The sequence below is a fragment of the Pinisolibacter sp. DMC19 genome (assembly GCF_056313985.1).
The window spans coordinates 564,038-590,961 of record NZ_JBQUZF010000003.1 but is presented as its reverse complement, the minus strand read 5'-3'; the positions used below and the strand labels follow the sequence as shown (position 1 = coordinate 590,961).

The window sequence follows — 26,924 nt, the reverse complement described above, 5'->3', positions numbered from 1 at the left end:
GGGTCACCGTCCGTTGCGGATGCGTGCGTGAAGAGGAAGGGCGCCGAGCGCCTCGACGAGGGCGGCGAGGCTGTCGACCGACCAGATCGCCAGATCGCAGGCCTTGCCGGCCTCCAACGTGCCGATCGTGTCCGCCCGCCCGAGCGCGCGGGCGGCGTGGCGGGTGACGCCGAGGAGGCATTCCTCGACCGTCAGGCCGAAGCGCACCGCGGCGAAGTTCATGGCGAGCAGCAGCGACGTCATCGGCGAGGTGCCGGGGTTGCAGTCGGTCGAAACCGCCATCGCCACGCCGTGGCGACGGAAGGCGTCGATCGGCGGCAGTCGCGTCTCGCGCAGCATGTGGAAGGCGCCGGGCAGCAGCACCGCCACCGTCCCGGCCGCGGCCATCGCCGCCGCGCCGGCCCCGTCGGTCCATTCGAGATGGTCGGCCGAGAGCGCCGCAAACCGCGCCGCGAGCCCGGCACCGCCGAGGTTCGAGAGCTGGTCGGCATGGAGCTTCACCGGCAGGTCGGCGCGCGTCGCAGCTTCGAAGACGCGGGCGACCTCGTCGGGCGAGAAGGCGATCGTCTCGCAGAAGGCGTCGACCGCATCGATCAGCCCTTCGCCGGCGAAGGCCTCGATCATCGCGACGACGCTGTTGAGGTAAGCCGCCCTGTCGCCCTTCGCCTCCGGCGGCAGGGCATGGGCACCGAGGAAGGTCGTGGCGACGCCGACGTCACGGATCGCACCGAGTCGCCGGGCGGCCTCGAGCATGCGGCGCTCGGTGGCGGGTTCCAGGCCGTAGCCGGACTTGATCTCGACCGTGGTGACGCCGTCGGCGAGGAGGCGATCGAGCCGCGGCAGGCTCTCGGCGACGAGGGTGTCGAGGCTCGCCGCTCGCGTCGCCCGGACCGTCGCGGCGATGCCGCCGCCGGCCGCCGCGATCTCGGCATAGGTCGCGCCCTCGAGCCGGGCCTCGAACTCACGCGCGCGGTTGCCGGCATGGACGAGATGGGTGTGGCAGTCGATCAGGCCGGGGGTGATCCAGCGGCCGTCGCAGTCGACGGTCGACGCGGCCTTCAGATCCGCCGGCAGGTCGGCACGCGATCCGACGAAGGCGATGCGGCCGGCCCGCGCGGCGATCGCGCCGTCGGCGATCACACCGAGGCCCGGCCGATCCGCCGCCATGGTGGCGAGGCGGGCGTTGATCCAGAGCGTGTCGACGTCGAAGGCCATGGGCATGCCGAAGGTTCGAGGGCATCCGATTTCAATCGATCAGGACCTTGCTCCGGGTCGCCGTCTCTGTCAATATGTCTAGACATAATATTCGCGAGAGGACGCCGACGATGGAGACCGCGATCTTCGAACGAGCGCTGACGCCGCAGGGTTGGCGCGACGACGTCCGCGTCTCCTGGCAGGACGGCCGCATCGTCTCGGTCACCCACGGCGAGGCCGCGACGGGCGAGGGGCCGCGCATCGCCGGCGTCACGGTCCCGGGCGTCGGCAATCTCCATTCCCACGCCTTCCAGCGCGGCTTCGCCGGCCTCGCCGAGCGGCGCGGGCCGGGGGCGGAGGATCATTTCTGGACCTGGCGCGAGGCGATGTACCGGTTCGCACATGCGATGACGCCGGAGCACCTCGCGGCGCTCGCGGCGATGGCACAGGTCGAGATGCTGGAGAGCGGCTTCACCGCCGTCGCCGAGTTCCACTATCTCCACCACGCAGTCGACGGCCGGCCCTACGACGAGCCGGCGGAGATGGCCTTCGCTGTGGCGGAAGCGGCGGCGGCGACCGGCATCGGCCTGACGCTGCTGCCGGTCTTCTACGCCCACGGCGGCTTCGACGACCGGCCGACCGGACCGGGCCAGCGGCGTTTCGCGAGCGATCTCGACCTCTTCGCCCGACTGCACGAAGGCGCCGCTCGCGCCGTGGCGCCGCTCGCCGGGGCCTGCGTCGGCATCGCGCCGCATTCGCTCCGGGCGGTGAACGGGTCGGAGCTCGCGGCGCTCGTCGCGGCGCATCCGGCGGGGCCGGTGCACATCCACGTCGCCGAGCAGGTGGGCGAGGTCGAGGACTGTCTCGCCGCGACGGGACTGCGGCCGGTCGAGCGCCTGTTCGATCTGGCCGAGGTCGATGCGCGCTGGTGCCTCGTCCATGCGACCCATGTGACGGAGGCCGAGATCGGCCGCGTTGCCGCCTCGGGCGCGGTCGCAGGCCTCTGCCCGATCACCGAGGCCGATCTCGGCGACGGGGTCTTCCCCGCCGTCGACTTCCGCGCCCGCGGCGGCCGCTACGGGGTCGGCAGCGATTCCAACGTGTTGATCTCGCTGCCGCAGGAGCTGCGTCTGCTGGAGCAGAGCCAACGCCTCGTCGATCGCGCCCGCAACCGCCTCGCCGAGCCGCCGCGGTCGACCGGGCGCTCTCTGTTCGACGCGGCGCTCGCCGGTGGTGGGCAGGCGCTGGGGCGGGAGACGAGCGGGCTCACCATCGGCGCGGCGGCGGATTTCGTGGTGCTCGATACCGACCACCCTGCCCTCTTCGGCCGTCGCGACGACGCGGTGCTCGATGCCTGGATCTTCGCGGCGGCGACGAACCCGGTCCGCGCCGTGTGGGCCGCAGGCCGGCAGGTGGTCGCGGATGGCCGCCACGTCGCCCGCGAGCAGGTCGAGGCGGCCCATCGGCGCACGGTCGTCGCGCTGGCGGAAGCGGCGGGATGAGGTTCGGCCGAGCGCCTAGGGAGCCCCTTTTCCGCCCTTTCCACCGGAACTGCCATCGATGATCTCCCGAGGCGTCGCCGCTCCCACCCTCCCCTCAGGGGAGGGTGCCGAGCGTCGCGAGGCGGGTGGGGTTCGGCGGTTCGGCATCCTCGGCGGGCGCGTTCTCGGCCCTGACGGGCCGTTCACCCCACCCCTTGCCCCTCCCCTGATGGGAGGGGAGATGGGCCGTGCCGATACGCTCGGTCACCCCGCGTCGGAGCGAAACCGGCCGACGAGGCGGCGTTTGTCGCCGGGGTGGACGAAGCGCGCCCAGGTGATGGGCACGCCGTCGCGCCAGGTGCGACGCTCGACCACGAGACAGGCGGTGCCCGTCTTCACCGTCAGCAAGGCCGCCGTCTCGCGGCTCGCGGCTTCCGCCGAGATGACGTGTTCGGCGTCGGACCACGGCACGTGGGCGAGCAGCCAGGCGCTCGGCGGGCGGGTGGCGAAGGGCTCCTCCGCCGCCTCCGGCACGGCGGCGAGATTGATCAGGCGTTCCTCGATCTGCAACGCCGCGCCGTCCGAGACGTGCCGCACCAGAAGCCGCAACACCGGCGCCCCTTCCTCGAGGCCGAGAGGGGCGGCTTCCGGGTCGTCGGGCTCGAGGCGGGCGCGATCGAGGATCTCGAAACCGTAGACACCGCCGAGCCGCTCGACCTCGGCGACGATGTCCCAGATCTCGAGCAGCGGCCGCTCCGGCGGGCGATCGGCGACGACGGTGCCGGCGCGCTTCTTGCGCGTGACGATGCCCTCCGCGGCGAGGCTGCCGAGCGCACGGTTCACCGTCATGCGGGCGGCGCCGTAGCGCTCCATGATCTCGAGTTCCTTCGGGATCTTGGCGTGCGGCTTCCAACGGCCGTCGCGGATCGGCTCGAGCAGGGCTCGGCGGATCTGCTGCCAGAGCGGCCCGCGGCCGTCGAGGTCTCCGAGTTGCTGCATGCGTCGCGTCGCCGTTGCCGTGACGACCCGAAGGGCTTTCGAATCGCGTTCCGATCGTCGCCCATCGGGTCGGTCGATGGCAAACGGCGCCTCACTTCACCGGCGAGAAGGCGGTGGGCGACAGGATCCGGTTCTCCATGTCGACCAGCACGTCGGCCTCCGCCATCGCCTTCAGATAGACGGCGAAGGCGGGGTCGGCGGCCATCTCCTTGCGGCGCGCCTCGCGGTCGGCCTGACTGTCGAAGCCCCACATGTGGACGACCGTGTTCAGCCGCCCCTCGAGCCCGGTGTACCAGCCGAGGCAGCGGCCGAGATACTTCTGCTGCAGCGGCCAGGCGAGCGTCTCGTAGATGGCGACGAAGTCGGCGACGCGGCCGGGCTTGCAGGTGTAGATGCGCAGGTCGACGATCATGGGTCTGTTCCTCGGCTCGTGCCGCGACGGGGCGGGATCGGGCGAGACTAGCGGATTCGCCGGCCGCGGTGGGCGCGGGCCTCGAATGGCTCGGCCGCGCGGCGCGCGTAGTAGCGGAGTGTTACCCGACCGTCGCGGTTTCGGCCGATGCTCTCCACAACCCTCCGGCCCTCTCCCCCCGAGACGGCGGCAGAGAGGGTACGGGAGAGATGTCATGTCCAAGAAGATCCTGTTCCTCGTCGGCGACTTCGTCGAAGACTACGAGGCGATGGTGCCGTTCCAGACGCTCGCCGCGGTCGGCCATTCCGTCCATGCGGTCTGTCCGGGCAAGAAGGCGGGCGAGAGCATCGCCACGTCGATCCACGACTTCGAAGGCCAGCAGACCTATTCGGAGAAGCGCGGCCACAACTTCGCGATCAATGCCGACTTCCCGGCCTCGCACGAAGGTTGGGACGCGCTGGTCATCCCCGGCGGCCGCGCGCCGGAATATCTCCGCCTCGATGCCGGGGTGATCGCGCTCGTCCAGGGCTTCGCCAAGGCCGGCAAGCCGATCGCTGCGATCTGCCACGGCGCCCAGATCCTCGCGGCGGCCGGGGTCATCGGCGGACGCAAGGTCTCGGCCTATCCGGCCTGCGCGCCGGAGGTGCGGCTCGCCGGCGCCGAATATGCAGACATCGCCATCGACGGCGCCTACACCGATGGTAATCTGGTGACGGCGCCCGCCTGGCCCGCCCATCCGGCATGGATGGCGCAGTTCCTGGCGGTGCTCGGCACCCGCATCACCCACTGAGGCGGCGCGGGGCCGTGGCCGTTTGCACCGGGGCGAGAGATCCCTCGAAGGGACATGCTCCGGCGCGGTTCGGGAGGAGACCGAAACCGATGTGCCATGTCTTCGCATCCACCGATCCGGCGCTCTTCGAGCCGACGACGCGCTCCGTGCGCATCGCCGGCGTCGTCACCAGCCTGCGCCTCGAGGCCGCCTTCTGGCGGATCGTCGACGACATCGCCCGCGCCGCGGGGCTATCGACCGCGCGGTTCCTCTCCACCCTCTACGACGAGGTGGTGGAACTGCGCGGCGAAGTCGGCAACTTCGCCTCGCTGCTCCGGGTGATCGCGCTCAGATGGGTCTCGGGCGAGGTCAACGGCGTCGCCGATCCGGGTGTCTTCGCGCGGCCGGCGGCGCTGGCGGCCTTCGTCGCCGACGCGTGAGGGGGCCAGGCCCCGAAACGCGAAGAGCCCGCCGGATCGCTCCGACGGGCTCCTGATGTCTCTGTCCGTGCCGGCGTCAGCCGATGCGCGAGAAATCCGCGACGGTGGCGCAGGCGGCGCGGATGGCGGCGAGCAGCTTCAGCCGGTTCTCGCGCACGCCCTTGTCGTCGGCGTTGACGAGGATGCCGTCGAAGAAGGCGTCGACCGGACCGCGCAGGGACGCGAGCGCCGTCATGGCGGCGGCGAAGTCCTCGGCGGCCACGGCCTTGGCGGCGGCGGCGGTCGCGGTCTCGACCGCGGCGGCGAGCGCCTTCTCGGCCGGCTCGGCGAGGAGCGACGCGTCGATCGCGCCGGCATAGGCGCGGCCGTCCTTCTTCTCCTCCTTGTCGAGGATGTTGGCGGCGCGCTTGTAGCCGGCGAGGAGCGAGGCCCCGTCCTCGGTCGCGAGGAAGGTGCCGAGCGCGTCGACGCGCTTCACCACCAGGACGAGGTCGTCCTGCGGGTTCTCGGGCGTGCCGAGCGCGAAGACGGCGTCGACGAGGTCATGCCGCGCGCCCTGGTCGCGCAGCTGCACCTTGAGGCGATCGGCGAAGAAGGCGAGGAGATCGGAAACGGCGTCCACTTCGGTCTTTAGTGCAACCGCATCTTCAACCACATGTTGCTCAAGCCCGACGATCGAACCGGCGAAATCCGCCCAACTGCCCTGCAAAAACTTCTTGCAAATCGCGTCGTATTCTACCTCAAGCGAAAGAGAGTTCCTCTCATTTTCCCAATATTTATTAACAGATTGGCGAACTACGGACCGAAGCGAATACAGCATCGCCGGCACCAGCTTCAGCCGGACCCCGTTCTCCAGCAGGATGCGGATCACGCCGAGTGCGGCGCGACGCAGCGCGTAGGGGTCCTTCGAACCCGTCGGCTTCTCGTCGATCGCCCAGAAGCCGGTCAGCACGTCGAGCTTGTCGGCGAGCGCGACGGCGATCGACACCGGGTCGGACGGTACGCGGTCGGACGGGCCCTGCGGCTTCCAGTGATCCTCGATCGCCGCGGCGACGTCGATCGACTCGCCCTGCGCCATCGCATAGGTGCGGCCCATCAGGCCCTGGACCTCGGGGAACTCGCCGACGACCTCGGTCATGAGGTCGGCCTTGGCGAGTTCGGCGGCGCGCTTCGCCTTGGCGACGTCGCCACCGACCAGCGGCGCCAGTTCACCGGCGAGGCGGATCAGACGATCGACGCGGGCGCCCTGCGTTCCGAGCTTCTCGTGGAACACCACGTTCAGCGCGCGCAGCTTCGCCAGACGCTGGTCGAGGATCGGGCCTGCATCCTTGTAGTCCGGCAGGTCGGCGAGGTCGGTGTGGAAGAAGTGGCGGGCATCCGACAGGCGGGCGCGGATGACGCGGCCGTTGCCGGCGACGATCTTCTTGCCGCCGTCCTTGGCCTCGAGGTTCGAGACCAGCAGGAACTTGTTGGCGAGCTTCTGGTCGATGTGGTGCGAGCGCAGCACGAAGCACTTCTGGTTGGCGCGGATGGTGGCGCGGATCACCTCCGGCGGAACTTCGAGGAACTCCTCCTCGAAGGTGCCCATCAGCGTCACCGGCCATTCGACGAGGCCTGCGACCTCGTCGAGCAGGCCGTCGTCCTCGACCAGCTCGAGGCCCTGCGCGAAGGCGAGCGACTTGGCGTCCTCGAGGATGATGTGCTTGCGGCGCTCGGTGTCGAGAATAACTCGAGCGTTCTGCAGCTTCTGGACATAGTCCTCGAAGCGCTTCACCGAGAAGGGCGCGGGCGCCAGGAAGCGGTGGCCGCGGGTGATGTTGCCGGCATGGATGCCGTCGACCTCGAAGGGGACGATCTCCGGCTCTTCCAACTCGGTGCCGAAGGTGCAGACGATCGAGTGGAGCGGACGCACCCAGCGGAGCGTGCCCGTGCCCCAGCGCTGCGACTTCGGCCAGGGGAAGGCGCGGATCGTCGCCGGCACCAGTTCGGCCAGCACGTCGATCGCCTTGCGGCCGGGCTTCACCGTCTCGGCGACGTAATAATCGCCCTTCTTGTCGGAGACGACGGTCGCCTGATCGAGCGAGGCAAGGCCGGCGCCCTTGAGGAAGCCCTGGATCGCCTGGTCGGGCGCGCCGACGCGCGGGCCCTTCTTCTCCTCGCGCACGTCGGCGCCCTTGGCGGGCACGCCGACGACGTGCAGCGTCAGGCGGCGCGGCGTGGCATAGGCGCTGGCGCCCTCGTAATGGAGGCCCGCGGCAACCAGCCCGTCGGTGATCATCTTCTTCAGATCCTCCGACGCCTTCTTCTGCATGCGGGCGGGGATCTCTTCGGAGAACAGTTCGAGAAGCAGTTCGGGCATGGTCGGCTCTGGTCCGGCTCGGAAAACGGGTCGCGTCGAGGCATAGAGCCGGGGCGCGACGGTGTCCAGCCCGAGACGCGCGAAAGGCCGGATCGCTCCGGCCCTTCGGTGGGTTCGAGACGCCATCCGAGGCGTCGTCAGGCGGCCGCGACGGTGAAACGGGCGCGGACGTGGGCCGGCTTCTCGATCTCGTCGAGGATCGCCACCGCGAGGTCGGCGCGCGAGATCGTCGCGGGGGCGGGACCGGCGAAGAGGACCTCGTCCTTGCCGACGCGGTACTTGCCGGTGCGCGGGGCATCGGCCGCCGGGTCGTAGGGGCCGTAGCCGGCCGGCGGCGACAGGAAGGTCCAGTCGAGGCCGTTGCCGGCGCGACCGGCGACGTAGTCGGAATGGAGATCGCGGGCGGCTGAGGCGGCGGCACGGACGAACTCGGGGAACTCCGGCGTATCGACCAGTTGCACGCCCGGCGCGACGAAGAGCGAGCCGGCGCCGCCGACCACCAGGAGCCGCTTGACGCCCGAGGCGATCACGCCGGCGTCGATCGCCTTGGCGCCGACGGTGAACTTCGGCGCGATCTCGGGATCGGTCCAGCCGGGGTTGAAGGCGGAGATCACGGCATCGGCGCCCTTGACGGCAGCCGCGACGGAGGCCGCGTCGTAGGCATCGGCCTTCACCACGGTCAGGCCGGCGCGGGGGGCGATCTTGGCCGGATCGCGGGCGAGCGCCACGACCTCATGGCCGCGCGACAGGGCTTCTTCCAGAACGGGGGCGCCGACGAAACCGGTGGCGCCGATCAGGGCGATCTTCATGGCAGGTCCTCCTTCGGATCGAGGGACGGCACGACCGAATGGCGGTTCGATTGTGCGATCAGGTTACGAATGGTAACTTGATCGCATGAAGTGACTTCGTGCGGAAGGACGCATGTTCATGAATGCAAGGCACACGCAAGGAACCGCCCCGGTCGGCGACCGTTCGATGGCCGAGATCCGGGTGATCGCCGGCGTCACCGGACCGGTCGCCGACGCGCGGATGCTCTGCCCGGTCCGCGACGTGCTCGATCGGCTGGGCGATGCCTGGAGCGTGCTGGTGATCCTGCGGCTCGGCGACGGGCCGCTGCGCTTCAACGCGCTGAAGCGGGCGGTCGGGGCGATCTCGCAGCGGATGCTGACGGTGACGCTCCGCAGCCTCGAACGCGACGGTCTGATCAGCCGCACCGTCCGGCCGACCAACCCGCCGCAGGTCGAATATGCCCTGACCGACCTCGGTCACTCGCTCGCCGGACCGATCGGGTCGCTCGCCGACTGGGCCGTCACCCGACAGGCCGAGATCGGCGAGAACCGCCGCCGCTTCGACGCGGCGGCGGAGGTGTGAGCGGCATCGCCGCGATCACTCGGCCGCGACGGGGGCCGGCGCGGCGGCGAAGCGGGCGCGCAGCACCGGCATCCATTCCTTGGCGGCGATGGCGAGGCAGATCAGCGCCCAGAAGATCGGGTATTCGAAGCCGCCCTTGTTCCACAGCCACTTGAAGCCGCCGACCTCGAACAGCGCCGCTGCCGCGACGAAGAGCGCGCCGGCCGCCGCGGGTGCCGCGAAGCGGGTGAAGAGGCCGAGCACCAGGCAGAGGCCCGACAGTCCTTCGACCGCCGCCGCCAGCCAGAGGAAGAACTCCGGCGCCGGAAAACCCGCCTTGGTGAAGAAGCCGAGAATGGCGGCGTGGTCGACAAACTTGCCGGCTACGTGCGGGAGCATGAAGAGCCCGGCCGTGATGCGGATGATGTTGTCGCCGTTGGTGAGATCGAAACGCGAAAGATCGATGGACATGTTGTTTTCTCCTCGTCGGTGTGACGATGAGACCATCGATGGCGGCAAAAAGCCTTGATCTGATTTCGCGAAGATCGGCGCACTCATCGTTCGACGATGGGAAACACCTTACGAGAAAACCGAAACGCCGCGCTCGGGCGAGCGCGGCGTTCGAAGATCCGTGTCGGTCGGGGTGCGCCTCACGCGGCGCCGCCGCCCGCCGTGGCGAGCCATGCCTTGCCGCAGGCCTTGGCGAGTTCGCGGACGCGCAGGATGTAGCTCTGGCGCTCGGTCACCGAGATGACGCCGCGGGCGTCGAGCAGGTTGAAGACGTGGGAGGCCTTGATGCACTGGTCGTAGGCCGGCTGCGCCATCAGGTGACGCTTCTCCTCCGGGCCGTCCCAACCGGCGGCGAGATACTTCTTCGCCGCGGCTTCGGCCATGCGGAACTGCTCGAAGAGCATCTCGACGTCGGCGTGTTCGAAGTTGTGGCGGGAATATTCCTTCTCCGCCTGCAGGAAGACGTCGCCGTAGGTGACCTTCTCGTGGCCGTCGCGGCCGTTGAAGTTGAGGTCGTAGACGTTGTCGACGCCCTGCACGTACATGGCGAGGCGCTCGAGGCCGTAGGTCAGTTCGCCGGAGACGGGCGAGCACTCGAAGCCGGCGACCTGCTGGAAATAGGTGAACTGCGACACTTCCATGCCGTCGCACCAGCATTCCCAGCCGAGACCCCAGGCGCCGAGCGTCGGGCTCTCCCAGTCGTCCTCGACGAAGCGGATGTCGTGGGTGGCGGCGTCGACGCCGATCGCCGCGAGGGACTTCAGGTAGAGGTCCTGGAGATCGGCGGGCGACGGCTTCAGGATCACCTGGAACTGGTAGTAGTGCTGCAGCCGGTTGGGGTTCTCGCCGTAGCGGCCGTCCTTGGGGCGGCGCGAGGGCTGGACATAGGCGGCGCGCCAGGGCTTGGGGCCGAGCGCGCGCAGCGTCGTCGCCGGATGGAAGGTGCCGGCGCCGACCTCCATGTCGTAGGGCTGGAGCACGACGCAGCCGTAATCCGCCCAGAAGCGCTGGAGAGTGAGGATCAGCCCCTGGAAGGAGCGATCGGGGCGCATGTGGGCGGGCGTGTCGGAAGCGATCATGGGGCGAGGTCCGGGGAGAAAATCGTGCCGGACCCTAGCCATCGCCGGCGGCTCGCGTCAACCGACATCGCGCCCCTCGCTTTTTTTCCATTCGTTTCCATTTTTCTTTGAACCGGCTCGCGGGCCGCAACGACAGACGAGCAAGAACGGCTCGATGGTCGGGCCGGAACAGTGAACCCGGGAGGTTCCCATGCCCATCGCGATCCGCAACGCCTTCGTCGCCCTCGCCGCCGTCCTCGCCGTCGCCGGCACCTCGTTCGAAGCCCAGGCCCAGCGCGCGGCCGTCGGCCGCAGCACCCCGTCCACCGCCGGCTCGACCGGCACCGACGGCGGTGGTGGCGGCGGTCAGGTCATGCTGCTCGGCCAGCCGGGCAACTGCCCGCCCACCATCGCCTGCGCGCCGGACCGGCAGCGCGAGCCCGAGCGTCCGCGGACGCCGAAGCACTCCCGCGCCAAGCAGATCTGCGACGTCGCCACCGTCGACCGCACCGGCGAGCGCGTTCGGCACTGCATCGATCGTTGAGATCGATCGCAGCCTGCCCGCGGCTTCGGCCATGACGACGAAAGAGGCCCCGCGCGTTGCGCGGGGCCTCTTTCGTTTCCGGAGCACCGATGGCGGTCGGGGGCGCCTCAGGCGCGCGAATAGGCCTTCGAGGCGTCCTGCGACGAGACGCGGGGCCGCGACGCGGCCTCTTCCTGCGCAGCGACGAGGCGGCCGATGGCGGTCGAGTCGAGCTTCTCGGCGGCGACCTCGGAAGCCGTCCGGGGCAGCCAGTCCCGGGATCCGCCGGTGTCGCCGTCGACCGATGCGGTCGCAGCCTCGGCGGCACGTGCGGAAGCAGCGGTCTCTCGCGCTGCACGAATGGGCTGGATGACGTTGAAAGAAGATCCGACGGACCCGATGGACATGACCCGACCTCCCTGTTCTGGCCTCCCCCGCTCCCGATCCACAATATTCGCCCGACTCTCCTGACGGCCGCTTTCCCGATTATTTATAATTGTCTCGAGCCGCAATGGTGGCTGCATGAGATGCATATTTGAATACGCAATTACCTCACACGTAAGTATATTGGTTAACGATTCGTATTCGAATACACATTGAATTCTACAGTATTCGCGAGCACATCTTCGCGTCACACTGCACAGGAGACTCGTCGCGCACCGACGGATCCGAGGCGGAAGGAGGCATCGATGTTCGTGACGCTCCGCGAGACCTCGGCATGAGCGCTGTCGTCTCCACGCTCGCGGCGAACGGAAGCGCCCTCGCCGACGGCTCGGAAGCGGGGCATCTGCGCGGCGGAGACTGCGGATCAGCCGAAGGAATCGAGCCGGCGGCGAATGGCGAGGAGATCGCGCCAGGCGAAGCGCTTCTGCGCCGGCTGGCGCAGCAGATAGGCCGGGTGCAGCGTCGGCATGGCCGGGATCTCGCCGGTCGAGGTGGCATAGGAGAGCCAACGGCCGCGCAGGCGGGTGATGCCGAGCGTCGTGCCGGTCAGTGCCGCCGCCGAGGCGCCACCGAGGAAGACCAGCACCTCCGGCGCCACCAGTTCGATCTGGCGCATGACGAAGGGCTTGCAGATCTCGGTCTCCTGCGGCGTCGGCGTGCGGTTGCCCGGCGGGCGCCAGGGCACGACGTTGGCGATGTAGACCTCGGAGCGCTTCATGCCGATCGCCGCCAGCATGCGGTCGAGCAGATGGCCGGAACGGCCGACGAAGGGAATGCCGGCCTCGTCCTCGTCGCGGCCGGGCGCCTCGCCGACGAACATCACGCGGGCGCCGGCGGCGCCGTCGGAGAAGACCAGCCGGCGGGCGGTGAGGCGCAGATTGCAGCCCTCGAAACGTTCCATCGCCTCGCGCAGCGCCTCGAGACTCGGGGCGCGCGCCGCCAGTTCGCGCGCGGCGACGACGCCGGCATCGCCGGGCACCGCGGCGCCGAGGCTCGGCCGGGCGACCGGCTGGGGCGGCGGCTCGAAGCGACGCTCGGCGGCGGGCAGCGGCATGCGCGAGCGGTCGGGCGCCGCCCGATCGGGCGCGGTCGCAGCCGTCTCGGCCGCCGCGGCATCGGGACGCGGGGCGGGGCGGCCGGCGAAACGCTCGGCGACGGCGGCGGCACGCTGCCGGCGCTCCTCGGCCTCGCGGGCGGTCTCGGCGAAGCGATCGACCGGGTCGTCGCCCAGGCAGACGTCGACGCCGACGGCCGAATACCAATCGACCAGGGCGACGAGTTCGGCGTGGGAGAGGGGCGACGGCATGGGGATGCGACGACTTTCCCAATACGACACTTTCTTCTGCCTTGGCGGAAGGTTCGAAAGCGTCTAAGTGGTCTTCGGAGCCTGCGGCTGCGCGCGAGCGCGAAATCCCGGGCATGATAGACCGTGGATCGCCGACGCGCGATACCGCGGCACGGACGGGACGGAATTTTCGCGGCGCCGATCGCCGGCCGTCCCCCGAAAAGAGGGCATGCGGCGGAGACGTCGCGAGGGGCGGGCATCGACGTCGGGGGGCCGGCGACGAGGTCCGTTCGGGGAGATCGCAGCGCGGGCAGGCCCCGCGCCGAGCTTTGAGGAGTTTCGTGGAATGAGCGCGGCAGCCGAGCTTCCCGAGCGGGAGAGCATGGAATTCGACGTGGTGATCGTCGGTGCGGGCCCTGCGGGCCTCGCCGCCGCCATTCGCCTGAAGGAGATCGCCGCCGAGAAGGGCGAGGACATCTCCGTCGTGGTGCTCGAGAAGGGCTCCGAGGTCGGTGCCCACATCCTCTCCGGTGCCGTCGTCGATCCGATCGCCGTCGATCGCCTCGTTCCGGGCTGGCGCGAGGAGGCGGATCATCCGTTCAAGACCGCCGTCACCGAGGACCAGTTCCTGGTGCTGACGCCGGGCGCGAGCATCCGCCTGCCCAACTTCGCCATGCCGAAGCTGATGAACAACCACGGCAACTACGTCGTCAGCCTCGGCAACGTCTGCCGCTGGCTCGCGGCCAAGGCCGAGGCGCTGGGCGTCGAGATCTATCCGGGCTTCGCGGCCTCCGAGATCCTCTACGACGACGCGGGCGCGGTGATCGGCGTCGCCACCGGCGACATGGGCGTCGGCCGCGACGGCGAGCCCAAGGACAGCTTCACCCGCGGCATGGCGCTGCTCGCCAAGTACACGCTGATCGGCGAGGGCGTGCGCGGCTCGCTCGCCAAGCAGCTGATCGCCAGGTACGGGCTCGACAAGGACGCCGACGTGCCGAAGTTCGGCATCGGCATCAAGGAACTGTGGCAGGTCGATCCGGCGAAGCACAAGCCGGGTCTCGTCCAGCATTCCTTCGGCTGGCCGCTCGATTTCAAGACCGGCGGCGGCTCGTTCCTCTACCACATCGAGGACAATCAGGTCGTCGTGGGCTTCGTGGTCCATCTCAACTACGAGAACCCCTACCTGTCGCCCTTCGAGGAGTTCCAGCGCTTCAAGACGCATCCGAAGATCCGCGGCGTCTTCGAGGGCGGCAAGCGCATCGCCTACGGCGCGCGCGCCATCACCGAGGGCGGATATCAGTCCGTGCCGAAGGTGTCGTTCCCGGGCGGTGCGCTGATCGGCTGTTCGGCCGGCTTCCTCAACGTGCCGCGCATCAAGGGCAGCCACAACGCCATGCTGTCGGGCATGCTGGCGGCGGAGAAGATCGCCGAGGCGATCGCCGCGGGCCGCGCCCACGACGAGCCGATCGAGTTCGAACGCGCCTGGCGCGGCTCCGACATCGGCAAGGACCTGAAGAAGGTCCGCAACGTCAAGCCGCTGTGGTCGAAGCTCGGCACCATCCTCGGCGTGTCGCTCGGCGGTCTCGACATGTGGACCAACGAGCTCTTCGGCTTCTCGCTGTTCGGCACGCTGAAGCACGGCAAGACCGACGCGGCCTCGCTGAAGCCGGCGGCGGAATGCACGCCGATCGTCTATCCGAAGCCCGACGGCAAGGTCTCCTTCGACCGGCTCTCCTCGGTGTTCCTGTCGAACACCAACCACGAGGAGGATCAGCCGATCCACCTGAAGCTCGCCGACCCGGCACTGCAGAAGTCGTCCGAGCTCGGCGTCTACGCCGGTCCGTCGACGCGCTACTGCCCGGCGGGCGTCTACGAGTGGATGGAGAAGGACGGCGAGGACACGTTCGTGATCAACGCGCAGAACTGCGTCCACTGCAAGACCTGCGACATCAAGGACCCGAACGGCAACATCACCTGGACGACGCCGGAAGGCGCCGGTGGGCCGAACTATCCCAACATGTGATCGACGCCGATCGAGACGAGATCAAACGCCCGGGGGAGACCTCGGGCGTTTCGCGTTTCACGGACGGTTCGGGGCTTCGGATTTACCGGATACGGCAGGACGGGTCGTCCGCCGCGGAGAGGGACGTGCGCGATGCCGGCCCACCCTCACGGTTCGCCGGCACCCTCCCCCACACCCCGTTTGAGCAGGCGCGGCAGCAGGCGACGGGCGACCAGCACGGTGCCGACCAGTACCACCAGCAGCGCCGCCACGACGGCGATCGCCGCCTCGCGGTCGCCCTCGCCGAAGAGCTTCCACGCCCAGGCGCCCATCGAACCCGGCGCGATCAGCACCGGGATCCACAGGACCGCCGAGCCGAAGTTGGCGATCTGGAAGGGGATCACCGGCATCGCCGACATGCCGGCGACCGTCGGCACGCTGGCGCGCAGGGGGCCGATGAAGCGGCCGATCAGGATCGCCGTCCAGCCCCAGCGGGCGAAGACGTTGCGTGCGGCCGCCAGCGTCTCGGGATGGCGCGAGAAGGGCCAGATGCGCTCGACGTGCGGGCCGAGGCGCAGGCCGACCCAATAGGAGATCGCGTCGCCCAGCGCCGCACCGAGTGCGCCGCCGATCCAGATGTCGAGGAAGGGCAGTTGCCCGGTGCCGATCAGCGCGCCCGCCGCCATCATCACACCGGTCGCCGGGACCAGCACGCCGACGACGACCAGCGATTCGCCGAAGGCCATCAGGCCGAAGACGAGACCCGCCCAGGCCTGGTTGCGCTCGACGAAGGCGAGGAGATCGGTGAAGGTTTGCGCGATGTCCATGGCACCCATGATCGCAGAGAGATCGTGGCGGCGTCGAGACGGTATCAGCGATCGGCGGACAGTCCGTCCGGTCCGACCGGCAGGCCGATCGCCGCCAGTGCCAGCACCGCGAGGCCGGCGGCCGAGGGGACCGCGGCGCCGCCGCTGCCCGGCGGCAGCACGACCGCCTCGACCCGCAGCACCCGCCGCGTCGTCCGGCCGAGCGCGGCGACGAGGGCGCGGTGATCGCCGCGGCCCGCCGTCCGCACCGCCTTCTCCAGCCGGTCGCGCGCCACCAGCAGGCCCTGCTCGCGCAGGGGCGAGCCGAAGAGGCGCTGCGACAGGGTGACGAGGTGCTCGGCGAGGCGGGCGCGCCAGTCGAAGTCGTCCCAGGCGAGGCGGAAAACGGCGACGGTGTCGTCGGCCCGCCCGGTCCGTTCGACCCGTTCGACGAAGCTCGCCGCCTCGCGGAACCAGTCGCCCTCGAGGAAGACGTCGGGCGGCAGGATCAGGAACCACGGTGCCCGCCGCGCCGCCGCCACGCCCGCCGCGACCCGGCCCGCCCAGTCGGCCGGCCCGTCGATGAGCGTGCAGCCGGCGGCATCGGCGACGATGCGGGTGCCGTCGGTCGAGCCGTGGTCGACCACGATCACCTCGCGCACCACGCCCTCGGCCGCCGCCGCGACCAGCGACGACAGCGTGCGGGCGAGGCCCTCCTCGGCGTTTCTCGTCGGAATGACGACGGACAACATGGGCTCGACGACCTCGTCCCCGGCGGATCGCCCCCGCGATCGCCTTTTTCGCAGATCCGTCATACACGCGCGCGGCGCCGCCTGCCAGCGTGGGAAAGCCGCGGGACGCCGCGATGCGAAGGATGTTCTTGTCTTGTTCTCACTTCCGACGCATGATCGGGGCATGAATCGGATCGAGCCCACGTCGTCCTCCCCCGTTGCCGCCGGCGTCCCGGCGGAAGGCGCCGTCGTCGCCGATCGGCGGCGTGGACGCGGCGCGACCGCCAATGCCTCGGGCCGCTACGAGCGCGAACGGCGCGAGGCCTTCGACGACGGCTGGGGCGATCTCGACGATCTGCCGGCCTTCGCCACCACCGTGACGATCGAAAAGCCGAAGACGATCATCACGCGGAATTCGTCGCCGGACATCGGCTTCGACCGCTCGATCAACCCCTATCGCGGCTGCGAGCACGGCTGCTCCTACTGCTATGCCCGGCCGACCCACGCCTACATGGGCCTGTCGCCGGGGCTCGACTTCGAGAGCCGCCTCTTCGCCAAGCCCGACGCGGCGCGGCTGCTGGAGCGCGAGCTCGCCGCGCCCGGCTATCGGCCGAAGCCGATCGCGCTCGGCACCAACACCGATCCCTATCAGCCGATCGAACGGCGCTGGCGGATCACCCGCGAGGTGCTCGAGGTGCTCGCCCGCACCGATCATCCGGTGACGATCGTCACCAAGTCGGCGCTGGTCGCCCGCGACATCGACATCCTGGCGCCGATGGCGGCGAAGGGCCTGGCGCGGGTGGCGATGTCGGTCACTTCGCTCGACCGTCGCCTGTCGCGCTCGATGGAGCCGCGTGCGTCGAGCCCGGAGAAGCGGCTCGCGGCACTGAAGGCGCTGTCGGAGGCCGGCATTCCGACCGGTGTCCTGGTCGCGCCGATCATCCCGGCGCTGAACGATCCCGAGATCGAGGCGATCCTCGAGGCGGCCGCCGCCGTCGGGGTCGGCGAGGCCGGCTGGGTGCTGCTGCGCCTGCCGCTCGAAGTCACCGAAATCTTCAAGGGCTGGCTCGTCGAACACCATCCCGACCGCTATCGTCACGTCCTGTCGATCCTGCGTGCCATGCGCGACGGCAAGGACTACGACGCGGCCTGGGGGCGGCGAATGCGGGGCAGCGGGCCCTACGCCGACCAGATCCGTCGCCGTTTCGAACTGGCGCTGAAGCGGCTCGGCATCGCCAAGCCGAAGCGCGACGCGCTCGACTGCGACCGCTTCCGCCCGCCGGAACTCGCCGGCCGGCAACTGTCGCTGTTCTGAAGGAGAACCCGATGTCGATCCGCCTGTCGCTCGTCACCCTCGGCGTCGCCGACGTCGACCGGGCGACCGCCTTCTACGTCGCCCTCGGCGCGCGGGTGGGTGCCGCGAGCAACGAACACGTCACCTTCTTCGACATGAACGGGGTGATCCTCGCGCTCTACGGGCGCACCGCGCTCGCCGAAGACGCGATGGTGGCCGCCGACGGCACCGGCTTTTCCGGCATCACCCTCGCCTGGAATCGCGACAGCCGCGAGGCGGTCGATGCCGGGCTCGAGGCTGCGGTCGCGGCCGGTGGACGCCTGGTGAAGCCGGGGAAGCAAGTCTTCTGGGGCGGCTATTCCGGCTATTTCGCCGACCCCGACGGCCACCTCTGGGAGGTGGCGCACAACCCGTTCTTCCCCATCGACGGCGAGGGCATCACCCGCCTGCCGGAGGGCGACCATGGCCAAGCGTGAGACGAAGGCAAAGGTCGCCACGACAGCGGCGGGGCCGGACGATTCGCTGGAGCGTGCCCATGGCGCGCCCGGCTCGCGGATCGCCGGCGTCGACGAGGCGGGGCGTGGGCCGATCGCCGGACCTGTCGTCACCGCCGCCGTGGTGCTCGACTGGTCGAAGGTACCAGTCGGGCTGAACGATTCGAAGAAACTGACGGCGGCCAGGCGCGAGGCACTGTTCGAGGCGATCCTCGCCGATCACAGCGTGGCGATCGCGCTCTCCTCGGTGGAGCGGATCGACGGGACCGACATCCGCGCCGCGACGCTCGACGCGATGCGACGGGCGGTGAAGGGGCTGGCCGTGCCGCCCGACCATGTGCTGATCGACGGCATCGACGTGCCGCCGGGCCTGCCGTGTCCCGGCACGGCGGTCGTCGAAGGCGATGCGCGGTCTCTCACGATCGCCGCCGCCTCGATCGTCGCCAAGGTGCTGCGCGATCGGCTGATGGAGAAGGCGGGGGCCGAGCATCCGGGCTACGGGCTCGAGAAGCACAAGGGCTACGGCACCGCCGACCACATGGCGGCACTCTCCCGCCTCGGCGCGACGGCCCTTCACCGCCGCAGCTTCGCCCCGGTCGCCCGCGCCCTCGGCCTGCCGCCGAAGGAGAAGCCGGTGCCCAAGGCGCGCCCCGCGCGGCCGGAGACGGCGGGCGGATCGCAGGGCGATCTCTTCGGGTGAGCCGAGGCGGCCCGCGACCTGCGCTCCACCGGTGATGCGCCCCACCCGGCCCCGAAAACGAAGAACCCGCGCCTCTCGCGAGACGCGGGTTCGAATTCGTTGCGAAGTGCAGCCGGCTCAGTTGAGCTTGGCGGCGACCTCGGCGATGCCCTTGGCGACCAGCACGTCACCCGAGGGGCCGGCGACCTTGGCGGCCATCAGCTTCTCGGCAGCGGCGACCGCGAGGTCGGTGGCGCGCGAGCGGACTTCCGCCACCGCCTGGGCTTCCGCCTGGGCGATCTTGGATTCGGCCGCCTTGGTACGGCGGGCGATCAGATCCTCGAGCGCCTTTTCGGCCTCTGTGGTGGCGAACTCGGCCTGGGCCTTGGCTTCCGCCACGATCGACTGGGCCTCGAGTTCGGCGTCGGCGGCCTTCTGCTTGTAGGCGGAAAGCAGCGCGGCGGCTTCCTCGCGCAGGCGCTTGGCCTCGGCGAGTTCGGCCTCGATCGCGGCGACCTTGCCGTCGAGCGCAGCGCCGATCTTGCCCGGAACCTTCAGGGCGACGATGACGCCGAAGAAGATGAGAAGCGAGATGAAGGCCCAGAGAGAGGCGAGAGACGTCGCGTCCATGAGTTTCTCCTCACTTCGCCGCGGCGACGGCAGCGGCGATCTCGTCACGCGAGACACCGTCACCGACCAGCGACGAGACCAGGGCTTCGGCGGTGTCGACCGCGATGCCGTCGACCTCGGCGAGCGCCTTGGTCTTGATGTCGGCGATGCGGCTCTCCGCCTCGGCGATCTTGGAGGCGAGCCCGGTCTCGGCATCGGCGCGCTTGGCGTCGATCGAGGCGGTCAGCGCCGCACGGGTTTCGGAGGCGATCTCCTGGGACTTCTTGCGGGCCGCGGCGAGCGAGGCTTCGTAGGCGGCGCCGGCCGCTTCCGAATCCGCCTTGAGGCGGTTCGCTTCCTCGAGGTCGGCGGCGATCTTGCCGTGACGCGTCTCGAGAATGCCGCCGATGCGCGGCAGGGCGACCTTGGCCATCAGCACGTAGAAGAGGCCGAAGGTGATCGCGAGCCAGAGGAGCTGCGAGGCGAAGGTCGAGCTGTCGAACGGGGGGAAGGCCCCGCCGTGCTGCGCGCCGCCGTGCTGCACCTCTGCCGTGGTGTGGACTTGTTCCGCCATCTCGACCGTCCTGGGATGAACCGAAGTCACCACCGCCGGGAAGACGGCGGCAGTGGGGTCGCATGCGTCACCGGCCGCCCGACGGACGGCCGGTGAACCCGAATTCGTGCGTCTTCGCCGATCAGGCGAAGAGCAGGATCAGGGCGACGAGGAGCGAGAAGATGCCGAGAGCTTCGGTAACGGCGAAGCCGAAGATCAGGCGGCCGAACTGGCCGTCGGCAGCCGCCGGGTTGCGCAGCGCGCCGGCGAGGTAGTTGCCGAAGATGGTGCCGAGACCGATGCCAGCACCGGCCATGCCGAGGGTGGCGATACCGGCGCCGAGGTACTTCGCAGCTTGCGGATCCATCTGAATGCTCCTTCGGGTAGTCGACTGTTGGGATGGGTACTTCCGCGGTCTCCCGGCCTCAGTGGCCGGGGTGGATCGCGTCGTTCAGGTACATGCAGGTCAGAACGGTGAAGACGTAGGCCTGCAGGAAGGCGACCAGGAACTCGAGCGCGGTCAGCGCCACCGCCATGGCGAGCGGCAGGACCGAGCCGACCATGCCGACGGTGCCGGCGGCCGAGAGCGTCACGACGAAGCCCGCGAAGACCTTCAGCGTGATGTGGCCGGCCAGCATGTTGGCGAAGAGACGAACCGAGAGGCTGATCGGACGAGAGAGAAACGAGATGATCTCGATCATCGTCACCAGCGGGATCAGGGCGCCCGGCACGCCCGACGGCACGAAGAGGCCGAAGAAATGGAAGCCGTGCTTCCAGATGCCGTAGACGATCACGGTACCGATGACCAGGATCGCCAGGGCGAAGGTCACGATGATGTGGGAGGTGATCGTGAAGAAGTAGGGGATCATGCCCAGCAGGTTCGCGACCAGCACGAACATGAAGAGCGAGAACACCATCGGGAAGAACTTCATGCCGGCCTTGCCCGCGGCGTCGCGCAGCGTGTCGGCGACGAAGGAGTAGGCCATCTCGGCGACGAGCTGCCAGCGGTTCGGCACCAGCGAACGACCCGACGAGGCGAGCACCAGGAACGCCGTCGCCACGATCACCGTCACCGCCATGAAGAGCGACGAGTTGGTGAAGGACACGTCGTAGTGGCCCACCTGGATCGGAAGGATCTTGGTGATGTGGAACTGATGGATCGGATCGACCTTGTCGGCTGCCACCTGTCAGTCTCCGCTTCTTTCGTCCCGGCCGAACCGGCCGAACCCCGCCCGCGCATCACGCGCCAACTGCCCGCGGGCTCGCGCCCCCGGACCCTCGATTCCCGTTTCGGCCCTTCGCATAGCACGCCGCGTCGCCGCGCGCTCTACGCCCTTGGACCATGATCGTCGTCCGGCGATACCGGCCGCGATCCGGAATTTCCCTTCTCGCGCAGCCGTGCCCCCGCATCGGCCACCACGCCTTCGGCTCGCAGGACGTTGAGCACGCCGGCCGCGAAGCCGAGAAGAAGGAGGATGATCAACCCGAAGGGAGCGGTGCCCAGCGCCCGATCGACCGCCCATCCGAGACCGCCGCCGACGATCACGCCGGCCACGAATTCGGAGGCGATCTTGGTCGCCTGAGCGAAGCCGGAGGACCTTGCCTTCGCCTTCGCCGCCTCTTCCGCCGCCCGTCTCGCCTCGAGGGTCTCCCCCAGCCGATCCAGACGCGCGGCGAGCGCCGCTTCCTCGGCGGTTGCCGCGGGCCGCTTTCCTGCCCCGTCCGCCGGATCCCGTCCCTCAGATCGATCGATCATGGCCGAGATCCCTCGCTCGAGGCAATGCTTCCCGCAGGCTCGGCCATGGCCGATCCCACCTTCGAAACCGGGCGCACCATAGTGGCCGGGGAAAAGCCTGTCAAGGATACCAGACTTTAGTTTATCGCCATGAAATCAATGGGATAATTGGTGCTGCACGATGTTTTTGCGTATCCGGCGCCGACACCCTCGCCGCCCCGTGCGGGCGCGGGCGACGCGAGCGGGCGCGGGCGATCCCCTCATCGTTGCGATGCACGTCGAAACCGGGGGATCGGGGCCCCGAGAGAATCGGTCGTGGCCGCGCGAGAATCGCCGGCGCGGCAGCGCTCACGCCGGCTCGACGATGCGGGCGGCGACCTCGAGGTCGACCGAGACGAGGCGGGAGACGCCGCGTTCCGACATGGTGACGCCGAAGAGTCGATTCATCCGCGCCATGGTGATCGGATTGTGGGTGATGACGACGAAGCGGGTGTCGGTCAGCCGCGCCATGCGGTCGAGCAGGTCGCAGTAGCGTTCGACGTTGGCGTCGTCGAGCGGCGCGTCGACCTCGTCGAGGACGCAGATCGGCGCCGGATTGGTGAGGAAGACGGCGAAGATCAGCGCCAGCGCGGTCAGCGCCTGTTCGCCGCCGGAGAGCAGCGTCAGCGTCGCCGGCTTCTTGCCGGGCGGGCGGGCGAGGATCTCGAGGCCGGCTTCGAGCGGATCGTCCGATTCGACCAGTTGCAGCTCGGCATCGCCGCCGCCGAAGAGGTGGGTGAAGAGCTCGCGGAAATGGCCGTTGACCCGGTCGAAGGCGCCGAGCAGGCGCTCGCGGGCCTCGCGGTTGAGCGTACCGATCGAGGCGCGCAGGCGGCGGATCGCCTCGACCAACTCGTCGCGCTCGCCGGCGAGCGTCTCGCGGCGGGTCTCGACCTCGGAGAGTTCGGCCTCGGCGGCGAGATTGACCTGACCGAGCTTCTCGCGCTCGACCCGCAGCCGCTCCAGCCGGCGCTCGGTCGCGGTCTCGTCGGGTGGCGGAGCATCGGGCGCGAGACCCAGGCGATGGGCGAGCGCCTCGGGCTCGATCGAGAAGGCCTCGGCGATGGCGTCGGCGATCTCGGCGCGGCGGGAGGCGGCGGCGACGAGCCGTTCCTCGGCGCGGCCCTTGGTCTCGCGGGCGGTCGACAGCGCCTCGAGCGCGGCACGGGCGAGATGATCGGCCTCGGCCTGGGCGCGCTCGCCGAGCGTCAGCGCGTCGGAAGCGGCCGCGCGGGCGACCTCGGCGCGGGCGATCTCGCCGGCGAGGCGGACGCGGGCGTCGTCGAGATCGGCGGGGCGATCGAGAAGTTCATCACGCTCGGCCTCGGCCTCGGCACGACGTTCGGCGACGAGGGCGGCCTGTCGCTCGGCGCTCGCGGCACGCGCCGCCCAACCCTGGCGTTCGGTCTCGATGGCGCGGCGGCGACGTTCGCGCGCTTCCGCCTCGCGCAGATGGGTCTGGCGGGCGGCGCGGGCCTCGGCGACCGAGGCGCGTTCGATCGAGACGCGGGCGCGAGCCTCGGCGAGGTCGATCTCGAGGACGCGGGTCTCGGGCAGATCGGCGGCGTCGGCGCGGGCCGCCTCGGCGCGGGCGGTCGCCTCCTCGCGCTCGGCCTCGAGGCGGGCGGCGGTCTCGACGAGACGGGCGAGCGCCGCGGCGCGGGTCGCCGCCTCGCGCTCCAGCCGGCCGAGGAGTTCGCGCGCCGCCGTCTCGTCGCGGCGGGCGAGGCGCAGCGCCTCGCGGGCGGCGGTCTCGGCGCTCGTGGCGCGGGTCTCGGCGGCGGTCGCGGCCTCTCGGGCGAGGCGAGCGGCCTCGACGGCGTCACGCGCGGCGGCGATCAGGCCGTCTAGTTCGGCGAGACGGTTGCGGGCGGAAAGGCGCCGCGCCGCGGCGGTCGGGGCGTCGGCGGCGACGGTCAGACCGTCCCAGCGCCAGAGGTCGCCGTCGCGCGAGACGAGACGCTGGCCCGGCACGAGGGCGAAACGCAGGCGGGCGCCTTCGGCCCGCTCGACGAGGCCGATCTGGGCGAGCCGACGCGACAGCAGCGCCGGCGCGCGGACGTGTTTCGCCAACGGCTCGGCGCCGGGCGGCAGGGCGGGATCGGCGGTGCCGGGACCGGGATCGAGCCAATGGACCGGGGCGCCCTCGTCGGCGGAAATCTCGAGGTCGTCGCCCAGCGCCGCAGCGAGGGCCGCCTCGAGGCCGGGGGCGACGGCGATGTGCTCGACGATCGGCGGCCACAGTTGTTCGGCGGCGACGTCGAGCATGCGGGCGAGCGTCTTCGCCTCGGCCTCGAGCCGCGAGAGGTCGCGTTCGGCCTCGGCGAGCGCGACGCGGGCGGCTTCCGATCCCTCGCGGGCGGCATGCGTCGCCTCTTCGGCCTCGGCGACGCGATCCTCGGCCTCGACCACCGCGGCGGTCGCGGTCTCGCAGTCGTCGCGGGCGATCTCCAGCGCCTCGTCGTCGCCGCTCGCCTCCAGCGCGGCGCGGTCGCGGGCGCAGGCGGCGGCTTCCGTCGCGAGACGGGCGAGCCGTTCCTCGGCGGCGCGGCGGGCCTCGTCGAGGGCGCGGCGGCGAGCCTCCGCTTCGGCGAGACGGGCCTGGCGATCGGCGAGATCGGTCTCGGCGACGGCGAGACGCGCCTCGGTCTCGGCGAGACCGTCCTCGGCGTCGGCGAGGATGGCGGCGCTCTCCTCGGCTTCCGCCGCGAGGGTCTCCTCCTCGTCGGCGAGACGGGCGAGCGCCGAGGTCATGTCCTCGGCGAGGCTCGCCTCGCGGGCGGCGTCGGCGGCGAGCTGGGCGAGGCGGCGCTCGAGATCGGCGAGGCGATCGCGGATGCGGCGCTCCTCGGCGTCGATCTCGGCCGAGGCCATGCGCAGGCGCTGCAGCGTCGCGCCGGTCTCGGCCTCGACGCGGCGCAGTTCGGGCAGGTCGTGGGCGGCGACGGCCGCATCGCGGGCGGAACGCGCCTGCGCCTCGGCGCGTTCGTCGGCGCCCCGCGTCGCCTCGGCGAGGGCGGCGGCGGCCTCGTCCTCGCGCGCCACCGCCTCGCACCAGCGCAGCCAGCCGATGGTCGCCTCGGCATCGCGGATCTCGGCGGAGAGGTTGCGATAGCGCACCGCCTGACGGGTCTGGCGCTTGAGGCTCTCGACGCGGGTCTCGAACTCGGTCAGCACGTCCTCGACGCGCTCGAGGTTCTGCTCGGCCGCCTTGAGGCGGATCTCCGCCTCGTTGCGGCGGGAATGGAGGCCGGAGATGCCCGCCGCCTCTTCCAGCACGGCGCGGCGCGCCGTCGGCTTGGCGGCGATCAGTTCGCCGATCTGGCCCTGACGCACCATCGAGGGCGAGCGCGAGCCGGTCGAGGCGTCGGCGAAGAGGAGCTGGACGTCGCGGGCGCGGACGTCGCGGCCGTTGACCCGGTAGCTCGAGCCGGCCTCGCGCTCGATGCGGCGCGAGACCTCGAGCAGATCGGCATCGGCGAGCGGCAGCGCCACCGTGCGGTCGGTGTTGTCGAGGGTGAGCGTCACTTCCGCCGAGTTGCGGCCCGGGCGGCGGCCCGAGCCGGCGAAGATGACGTCGTCCATGCCGGAGGCGCGCATGGACTTCCACGAGTTCTCGCCCATGACCCAACGCAGGGCCTCGACGAGATTGGACTTGCCGCAGCCGTTCGGCCCGACGACGCCCGTCAGCCCCGGTTCGATCCGGAACTCGGTCGGCTCGACGAAGGTCTTGAAGCCCGAGAGCCTCAGCCGGGTGAACCGCACCGTCCCCTCCCCCGTTCGGGCGAAGGCCGCCCGCCCCGCCTCACTTGAGGAAGGGCGCCAGCGCCTCGTCCATCTCGGCGATCGTGCCGATGCCGACGATCTTCTTGCCGTTGACGAAGAAGGTCGGGGTGCCGTCGATCTTGAAGTCCTTGGCGCCGCGCTCGCGGGTCGCGGTGATGCCGTCGAGGAGCTTCTGGTCGGTCAGGCAGGCATTGAACGTGTCGCGGGTGAAGCCCGACTGCTTGGAGAGCTGGAACAGCGCCTCGACCGGGTTCGCGGCCCGCGCCCATTCGCCCTGCTTGGCGTAGAACAGGCCGGCGACATCGAAGTAGCGGTCGCCGGGGGCGCAGCGCGCCAGCATCGAGACGGCGGCGGCGAGCGCATCGAGCGGGAACTCGCGGTAGATGAAGTAGACCTTGCCGGTCTTGATGTACTTCTCGTCGAGATGCGGGAACACCGCCTCGTGGAAGTGGGCGCAGTGGCCGCAGGTCATCGAGGCGTATTCGATCACCGTGACGGGGGCGTTCGGGTCGCCGAGCGTCTTGTCGGGCAGGGTGCCCGGCTGCTTCAGCGCCGTCGTGTCGAACGTGCCCTGGGCGGCGGCGGGGGCAAGCCCCGCGGCGAACACGGCGGCGGAGGCGAGAAGGAGGCTGCGGCGGGTCTGCATCGGGGGAGGATCCTCGAAGGGGCGGGTCGCGGCGAAATCGGCCGATCTTCCCCCTTCAATAGCCCGAATGTGGCGAGACGTCGCCCCCGCGCGCCCGATCACGTCATCGTCAACGGTGGACAACCCGGCGGATATCAACGGATTTCCGCGGGATCAGGCCGCTCACCGCCGCCGCGAGGCGACGACCGCGTGGCCGAGGCGGGAAAGCGCCGCCTTCAGCCCCTCGTCCTCGATGCCCTCGACGAGGGTCGCGAGGTGGGCCTCCTCGCTCGCCGCCAAGGCCCGCAGGCGCGGCGGGCGGGTGACGCGCGGGCGCTCGATCGGCTTCTGCACGATCTTCAGCCGCGCCACCGCGGGAAAGCCGAAATGGGCGTTGATGCGTTCGAGCACGCGCGGCGCGTCGTGCTGGAGAAGGAGGGCGCGGGCGCCCTCGCAGCGCACGATCAGCGTCGCCGGTTCGAAGCCCTCTTCGCCGCCGTCCTCCAGCCGACGCGGCCAGGAGAGACGCTCCGGCTGGGTCGCCTCGGCATGGGCGGCGCCGACGATCTCGGCCCAATGGGCGAAGAGATCGGTCGAGGCGAAACCACGCTTCTTCGCCGCCGGCTTCAGCACGTCGCCGAGCGCCTCGGCGACCGACACGGGTCCGCGCCGGCGGTGAGGCCGGGAGCCTTGGGACGAGAAACGGGTGTCGGGGGCGTTCGCCATGGCGTCACCATGGCGAAGCGG

General features: G+C 70.3%; 28 protein-coding genes. 9 read left to right on the top strand and 19 right to left on the bottom strand.

What is annotated here, in order from left to right:
* Positions 1 to 3: 3 nt before the first annotated feature.
* Positions 4 to 1,215, bottom strand: a complete 1,212-nt coding sequence (gene hutI, locus ACT53U_RS10840) for an imidazolonepropionase (protein ID WP_476155072.1) — start codon at positions 1,213 to 1,215, stop codon at positions 4 to 6.
* Positions 1,216 to 1,325: 110 nt separating this feature from the next.
* Between hutI and ACT53U_RS10835 the strand changes: the two genes are divergently transcribed.
* Positions 1,326 to 2,696: a formimidoylglutamate deiminase gene (locus tag ACT53U_RS10835; RefSeq protein ID WP_476154921.1), complete on the top strand. Its 1,371-nt coding sequence runs from the start codon at positions 1,326 to 1,328 to the stop codon at positions 2,694 to 2,696.
* 243 nt (positions 2,697 to 2,939) lie between these two features.
* On the opposite strand, the gene ACT53U_RS10830 is transcribed toward ACT53U_RS10835, so the two are convergent.
* Both ACT53U_RS10830 and ACT53U_RS10825 read right to left on the bottom strand, forming a co-directional pair.
* Complete coding sequence (locus ACT53U_RS10830) at positions 2,940 to 3,674, bottom strand: UTRA domain-containing protein (protein ID WP_476154919.1); 735 nt, start codon at positions 3,672 to 3,674, stop codon at positions 2,940 to 2,942.
* 91 nt (positions 3,675 to 3,765) lie between these two features.
* Positions 3,766 to 4,086 carry an NIPSNAP family protein gene (locus ACT53U_RS10825; protein ID WP_476135207.1) on the bottom strand — a complete coding sequence of 107 codons (321 nt, stop codon included), beginning with the start codon at positions 4,084 to 4,086 and terminating at the stop codon, positions 3,766 to 3,768.
* A 214-nt stretch (positions 4,087 to 4,300) separates the two neighbouring features.
* On the opposite strand from ACT53U_RS10825, the gene ACT53U_RS10820 reads away from it, so the two are divergent.
* Together ACT53U_RS10820 and ACT53U_RS10815 are read left to right on the top strand one after the other, a co-directional pair.
* On the top strand, positions 4,301 to 4,876 hold the full coding sequence (locus ACT53U_RS10820) for a DJ-1/PfpI family protein (protein WP_476154917.1): 576 nt from the start codon (positions 4,301 to 4,303) through the stop codon (positions 4,874 to 4,876).
* 89 nt (positions 4,877 to 4,965) lie between these two features.
* Positions 4,966 to 5,295, top strand: a complete 330-nt coding sequence (locus ACT53U_RS10815; protein ID WP_476154916.1) for a ribbon-helix-helix domain-containing protein — start codon at positions 4,966 to 4,968, stop codon at positions 5,293 to 5,295.
* 76 nt (positions 5,296 to 5,371) lie between these two features.
* Here the strand turns inward: ACT53U_RS10815 and glyS are convergent, their stop codons facing one another.
* Together glyS and ACT53U_RS10805 are read right to left on the bottom strand one after the other, a co-directional pair.
* Positions 5,372 to 7,654, bottom strand: a complete 2,283-nt coding sequence (glyS, locus tag ACT53U_RS10810) for a glycine--tRNA ligase subunit beta (protein WP_476154914.1) — start codon at positions 7,652 to 7,654, stop codon at positions 5,372 to 5,374.
* A 137-nt stretch (positions 7,655 to 7,791) separates the two neighbouring features.
* Positions 7,792 to 8,463, bottom strand: coding sequence for an NAD(P)-dependent oxidoreductase (locus ACT53U_RS10805; RefSeq protein WP_476154912.1), 672 nt, complete (start codon positions 8,461 to 8,463; stop codon positions 7,792 to 7,794).
* Positions 8,464 to 8,629: 166 nt separating this feature from the next.
* Here ACT53U_RS10805 and ACT53U_RS10800 point away from each other — a divergent pair, with 166 nt between their 5' ends.
* The gene (locus ACT53U_RS10800) at positions 8,630 to 9,025 is read left to right on the top strand and encodes a winged helix-turn-helix transcriptional regulator (protein WP_476155070.1); all 396 of its coding nucleotides are present in this window, start codon (positions 8,630 to 8,632) and stop codon (positions 9,023 to 9,025) included.
* 15 nt (positions 9,026 to 9,040) lie between these two features.
* On the opposite strand, the gene ACT53U_RS10795 is transcribed toward ACT53U_RS10800, so the two are convergent.
* Both ACT53U_RS10795 and ACT53U_RS10790 read right to left on the bottom strand, forming a co-directional pair.
* On the bottom strand, positions 9,041 to 9,475 hold the full coding sequence (locus tag ACT53U_RS10795) for a DoxX family protein (protein WP_476154911.1): 435 nt from the start codon (positions 9,473 to 9,475) through the stop codon (positions 9,041 to 9,043).
* Between the two features lie 179 nt (positions 9,476 to 9,654).
* Complete coding sequence (locus ACT53U_RS10790; protein WP_476155068.1) at positions 9,655 to 10,566, bottom strand: glycine--tRNA ligase subunit alpha; 912 nt, start codon at positions 10,564 to 10,566, stop codon at positions 9,655 to 9,657.
* A 217-nt stretch (positions 10,567 to 10,783) separates the two neighbouring features.
* Here ACT53U_RS10790 and ACT53U_RS10785 point away from each other — a divergent pair, with 217 nt between their 5' ends.
* A complete protein-coding gene (locus ACT53U_RS10785; RefSeq protein ID WP_476154909.1) occupies positions 10,784 to 11,116 on the top strand; it encodes a hypothetical protein in 333 nt (110 codons plus the stop codon).
* A 107-nt stretch (positions 11,117 to 11,223) separates the two neighbouring features.
* On the opposite strand, the gene ACT53U_RS10780 is transcribed toward ACT53U_RS10785, so the two are convergent.
* On the bottom strand, positions 11,224 to 11,502 hold the full coding sequence (locus ACT53U_RS10780; protein ID WP_476154908.1) for a hypothetical protein: 279 nt from the start codon (positions 11,500 to 11,502) through the stop codon (positions 11,224 to 11,226).
* A 401-nt stretch (positions 11,503 to 11,903) separates the two neighbouring features.
* Entirely contained in the window at positions 11,904 to 12,845 is a 942-nt protein-coding gene (locus ACT53U_RS10775) for a uracil-DNA glycosylase (protein ID WP_476154906.1), read from the bottom strand.
* 325 nt (positions 12,846 to 13,170) lie between these two features.
* On the opposite strand from ACT53U_RS10775, the gene ACT53U_RS10770 reads away from it, so the two are divergent.
* Positions 13,171 to 14,847, top strand: coding sequence for an electron transfer flavoprotein-ubiquinone oxidoreductase (locus ACT53U_RS10770; RefSeq protein ID WP_476154904.1), 1,677 nt, complete (start codon positions 13,171 to 13,173; stop codon positions 14,845 to 14,847).
* Positions 14,848 to 14,993: 146 nt separating this feature from the next.
* Here the strand turns inward: ACT53U_RS10770 and ACT53U_RS10765 are convergent, their stop codons facing one another.
* Both ACT53U_RS10765 and ACT53U_RS10760 read right to left on the bottom strand, forming a co-directional pair.
* Entirely contained in the window at positions 14,994 to 15,653 is a 660-nt protein-coding gene (locus ACT53U_RS10765) for a DedA family protein (protein WP_476154902.1), read from the bottom strand.
* A gap of 44 nt (positions 15,654 to 15,697) precedes the next feature.
* Complete coding sequence (locus ACT53U_RS10760) at positions 15,698 to 16,384, bottom strand: glycosyltransferase (RefSeq protein ID WP_476154901.1); 687 nt, start codon at positions 16,382 to 16,384, stop codon at positions 15,698 to 15,700.
* Positions 16,385 to 16,547: 163 nt separating this feature from the next.
* Between ACT53U_RS10760 and ACT53U_RS10755 the strand changes: the two genes are divergently transcribed.
* Genes ACT53U_RS10755 through ACT53U_RS10745 form a run of 3 tightly spaced genes read left to right on the top strand, consistent with a single transcriptional unit; the run spans position 16,548 to position 18,851 of the window.
* The gene (locus ACT53U_RS10755; RefSeq protein ID WP_476154900.1) at positions 16,548 to 17,678 is read left to right on the top strand and encodes a PA0069 family radical SAM protein; all 1,131 of its coding nucleotides are present in this window, start codon (positions 16,548 to 16,550) and stop codon (positions 17,676 to 17,678) included.
* Positions 17,679 to 17,689: 11 nt separating this feature from the next.
* On the top strand, positions 17,690 to 18,133 hold the full coding sequence (locus tag ACT53U_RS10750) for a VOC family protein (protein ID WP_476154898.1): 444 nt from the start codon (positions 17,690 to 17,692) through the stop codon (positions 18,131 to 18,133).
* The gene (locus ACT53U_RS10745; protein WP_476154896.1) at positions 18,120 to 18,851 is read left to right on the top strand and encodes a ribonuclease HII; all 732 of its coding nucleotides are present in this window, start codon (positions 18,120 to 18,122) and stop codon (positions 18,849 to 18,851) included. Before ACT53U_RS10750 ends, ACT53U_RS10745 begins: the two co-directional genes overlap by 14 nt.
* Positions 18,852 to 18,968: 117 nt before the next feature.
* Here ACT53U_RS10745 and ACT53U_RS10740 read toward each other — a convergent pair whose 3' ends face one another.
* From ACT53U_RS10740 to ACT53U_RS10705, 8 genes are all read right to left on the bottom strand, one after another.
* The gene (locus tag ACT53U_RS10740) at positions 18,969 to 19,460 is read right to left on the bottom strand and encodes a F0F1 ATP synthase subunit B family protein (protein ID WP_476154895.1); all 492 of its coding nucleotides are present in this window, start codon (positions 19,458 to 19,460) and stop codon (positions 18,969 to 18,971) included.
* Positions 19,461 to 19,470: 10 nt separating this feature from the next.
* Entirely contained in the window at positions 19,471 to 20,013 is a 543-nt protein-coding gene (locus tag ACT53U_RS10735; RefSeq protein ID WP_476154894.1) for a F0F1 ATP synthase subunit B, read from the bottom strand.
* A 121-nt stretch (positions 20,014 to 20,134) separates the two neighbouring features.
* Positions 20,135 to 20,359, bottom strand: a complete 225-nt coding sequence (locus tag ACT53U_RS10730; RefSeq protein ID WP_217931114.1) for a F0F1 ATP synthase subunit C — start codon at positions 20,357 to 20,359, stop codon at positions 20,135 to 20,137.
* A 58-nt stretch (positions 20,360 to 20,417) separates the two neighbouring features.
* Complete coding sequence (locus ACT53U_RS10725; protein ID WP_476154892.1) at positions 20,418 to 21,176, bottom strand: F0F1 ATP synthase subunit A; 759 nt, start codon at positions 21,174 to 21,176, stop codon at positions 20,418 to 20,420.
* A gap of 143 nt (positions 21,177 to 21,319) precedes the next feature.
* Positions 21,320 to 21,748: an AtpZ/AtpI family protein gene (locus ACT53U_RS10720; protein WP_476154891.1), complete on the bottom strand. Its 429-nt coding sequence runs from the start codon at positions 21,746 to 21,748 to the stop codon at positions 21,320 to 21,322.
* A 327-nt stretch (positions 21,749 to 22,075) separates the two neighbouring features.
* Positions 22,076 to 25,531 (bottom strand): chromosome segregation SMC family protein, encoded by a 3,456-nt coding sequence (locus ACT53U_RS10715; protein ID WP_476154889.1) that lies wholly within the window; start codon positions 25,529 to 25,531, stop codon positions 22,076 to 22,078.
* A gap of 40 nt (positions 25,532 to 25,571) precedes the next feature.
* The gene (locus ACT53U_RS10710; RefSeq protein ID WP_476154887.1) at positions 25,572 to 26,198 is read right to left on the bottom strand and encodes a DsbA family protein; all 627 of its coding nucleotides are present in this window, start codon (positions 26,196 to 26,198) and stop codon (positions 25,572 to 25,574) included.
* 162 nt (positions 26,199 to 26,360) lie between these two features.
* Positions 26,361 to 26,837 carry a DUF721 domain-containing protein gene (locus ACT53U_RS10705; protein ID WP_476154886.1) on the bottom strand — a complete coding sequence of 159 codons (477 nt, stop codon included), beginning with the start codon at positions 26,835 to 26,837 and terminating at the stop codon, positions 26,361 to 26,363.
* Positions 26,838 to 26,924 lie beyond the last annotated feature (87 nt).

Coding starts and splice junctions, on each gene's coding strand:
- ACT53U_RS10770 (WP_476154904.1), top strand. CDS start 13,171: ATGAGCGCGGCAGCCGAGCTTCCCGAGCGGGAGAGCATGGAATTCGAC.
- ACT53U_RS10710 (WP_476154887.1), bottom strand. CDS start 26,198: ATGCAGACCCGCCGCAGCCTCCTTCTCGCCTCCGCCGCCGTGTTCGCC.
- ACT53U_RS10775 (WP_476154906.1), bottom strand. CDS start 12,845: ATGCCGTCGCCCCTCTCCCACGCCGAACTCGTCGCCCTGGTCGATTGG.
- ACT53U_RS10790 (WP_476155068.1), bottom strand. CDS start 10,566: ATGCGCCCCGATCGCTCCTTCCAGGGGCTGATCCTCACTCTCCAGCGC.
- ACT53U_RS10750 (WP_476154898.1), top strand. CDS start 17,690: ATGTCGATCCGCCTGTCGCTCGTCACCCTCGGCGTCGCCGACGTCGAC.
- ACT53U_RS10765 (WP_476154902.1), bottom strand. CDS start 15,653: ATGGACATCGCGCAAACCTTCACCGATCTCCTCGCCTTCGTCGAGCGC.
- ACT53U_RS10835 (WP_476154921.1), top strand. CDS start 1,326: ATGGAGACCGCGATCTTCGAACGAGCGCTGACGCCGCAGGGTTGGCGC.
- ACT53U_RS10740 (WP_476154895.1), bottom strand. CDS start 19,460: ATGGACGCGACGTCTCTCGCCTCTCTCTGGGCCTTCATCTCGCTTCTC.
- ACT53U_RS10745 (WP_476154896.1), top strand. CDS start 18,120: ATGGCCAAGCGTGAGACGAAGGCAAAGGTCGCCACGACAGCGGCGGGG.
- ACT53U_RS10805 (WP_476154912.1), bottom strand. CDS start 8,463: ATGAAGATCGCCCTGATCGGCGCCACCGGTTTCGTCGGCGCCCCCGTT.
- hutI (WP_476155072.1), bottom strand. CDS start 1,215: ATGGCCTTCGACGTCGACACGCTCTGGATCAACGCCCGCCTCGCCACC.
- ACT53U_RS10795 (WP_476154911.1), bottom strand. CDS start 9,475: ATGTCCATCGATCTTTCGCGTTTCGATCTCACCAACGGCGACAACATC.
- ACT53U_RS10825 (WP_476135207.1), bottom strand. CDS start 4,086: ATGATCGTCGACCTGCGCATCTACACCTGCAAGCCCGGCCGCGTCGCC.
- ACT53U_RS10760 (WP_476154901.1), bottom strand. CDS start 16,384: ATGTTGTCCGTCGTCATTCCGACGAGAAACGCCGAGGAGGGCCTCGCC.
- glyS (WP_476154914.1), bottom strand. CDS start 7,654: ATGCCCGAACTGCTTCTCGAACTGTTCTCCGAAGAGATCCCCGCCCGC.
- ACT53U_RS10730 (WP_217931114.1), bottom strand. CDS start 20,359: ATGGATCCGCAAGCTGCGAAGTACCTCGGCGCCGGTATCGCCACCCTC.
- ACT53U_RS10755 (WP_476154900.1), top strand. CDS start 16,548: ATGAATCGGATCGAGCCCACGTCGTCCTCCCCCGTTGCCGCCGGCGTC.
- ACT53U_RS10785 (WP_476154909.1), top strand. CDS start 10,784: ATGCCCATCGCGATCCGCAACGCCTTCGTCGCCCTCGCCGCCGTCCTC.
- ACT53U_RS10720 (WP_476154891.1), bottom strand. CDS start 21,748: ATGATCGATCGATCTGAGGGACGGGATCCGGCGGACGGGGCAGGAAAG.
- ACT53U_RS10815 (WP_476154916.1), top strand. CDS start 4,966: ATGTGCCATGTCTTCGCATCCACCGATCCGGCGCTCTTCGAGCCGACG.
- ACT53U_RS10820 (WP_476154917.1), top strand. CDS start 4,301: ATGTCCAAGAAGATCCTGTTCCTCGTCGGCGACTTCGTCGAAGACTAC.
- ACT53U_RS10735 (WP_476154894.1), bottom strand. CDS start 20,013: ATGGCGGAACAAGTCCACACCACGGCAGAGGTGCAGCACGGCGGCGCG.
- ACT53U_RS10780 (WP_476154908.1), bottom strand. CDS start 11,502: ATGTCCATCGGGTCCGTCGGATCTTCTTTCAACGTCATCCAGCCCATT.
- ACT53U_RS10800 (WP_476155070.1), top strand. CDS start 8,630: ATGGCCGAGATCCGGGTGATCGCCGGCGTCACCGGACCGGTCGCCGAC.
- ACT53U_RS10830 (WP_476154919.1), bottom strand. CDS start 3,674: ATGCAGCAACTCGGAGACCTCGACGGCCGCGGGCCGCTCTGGCAGCAG.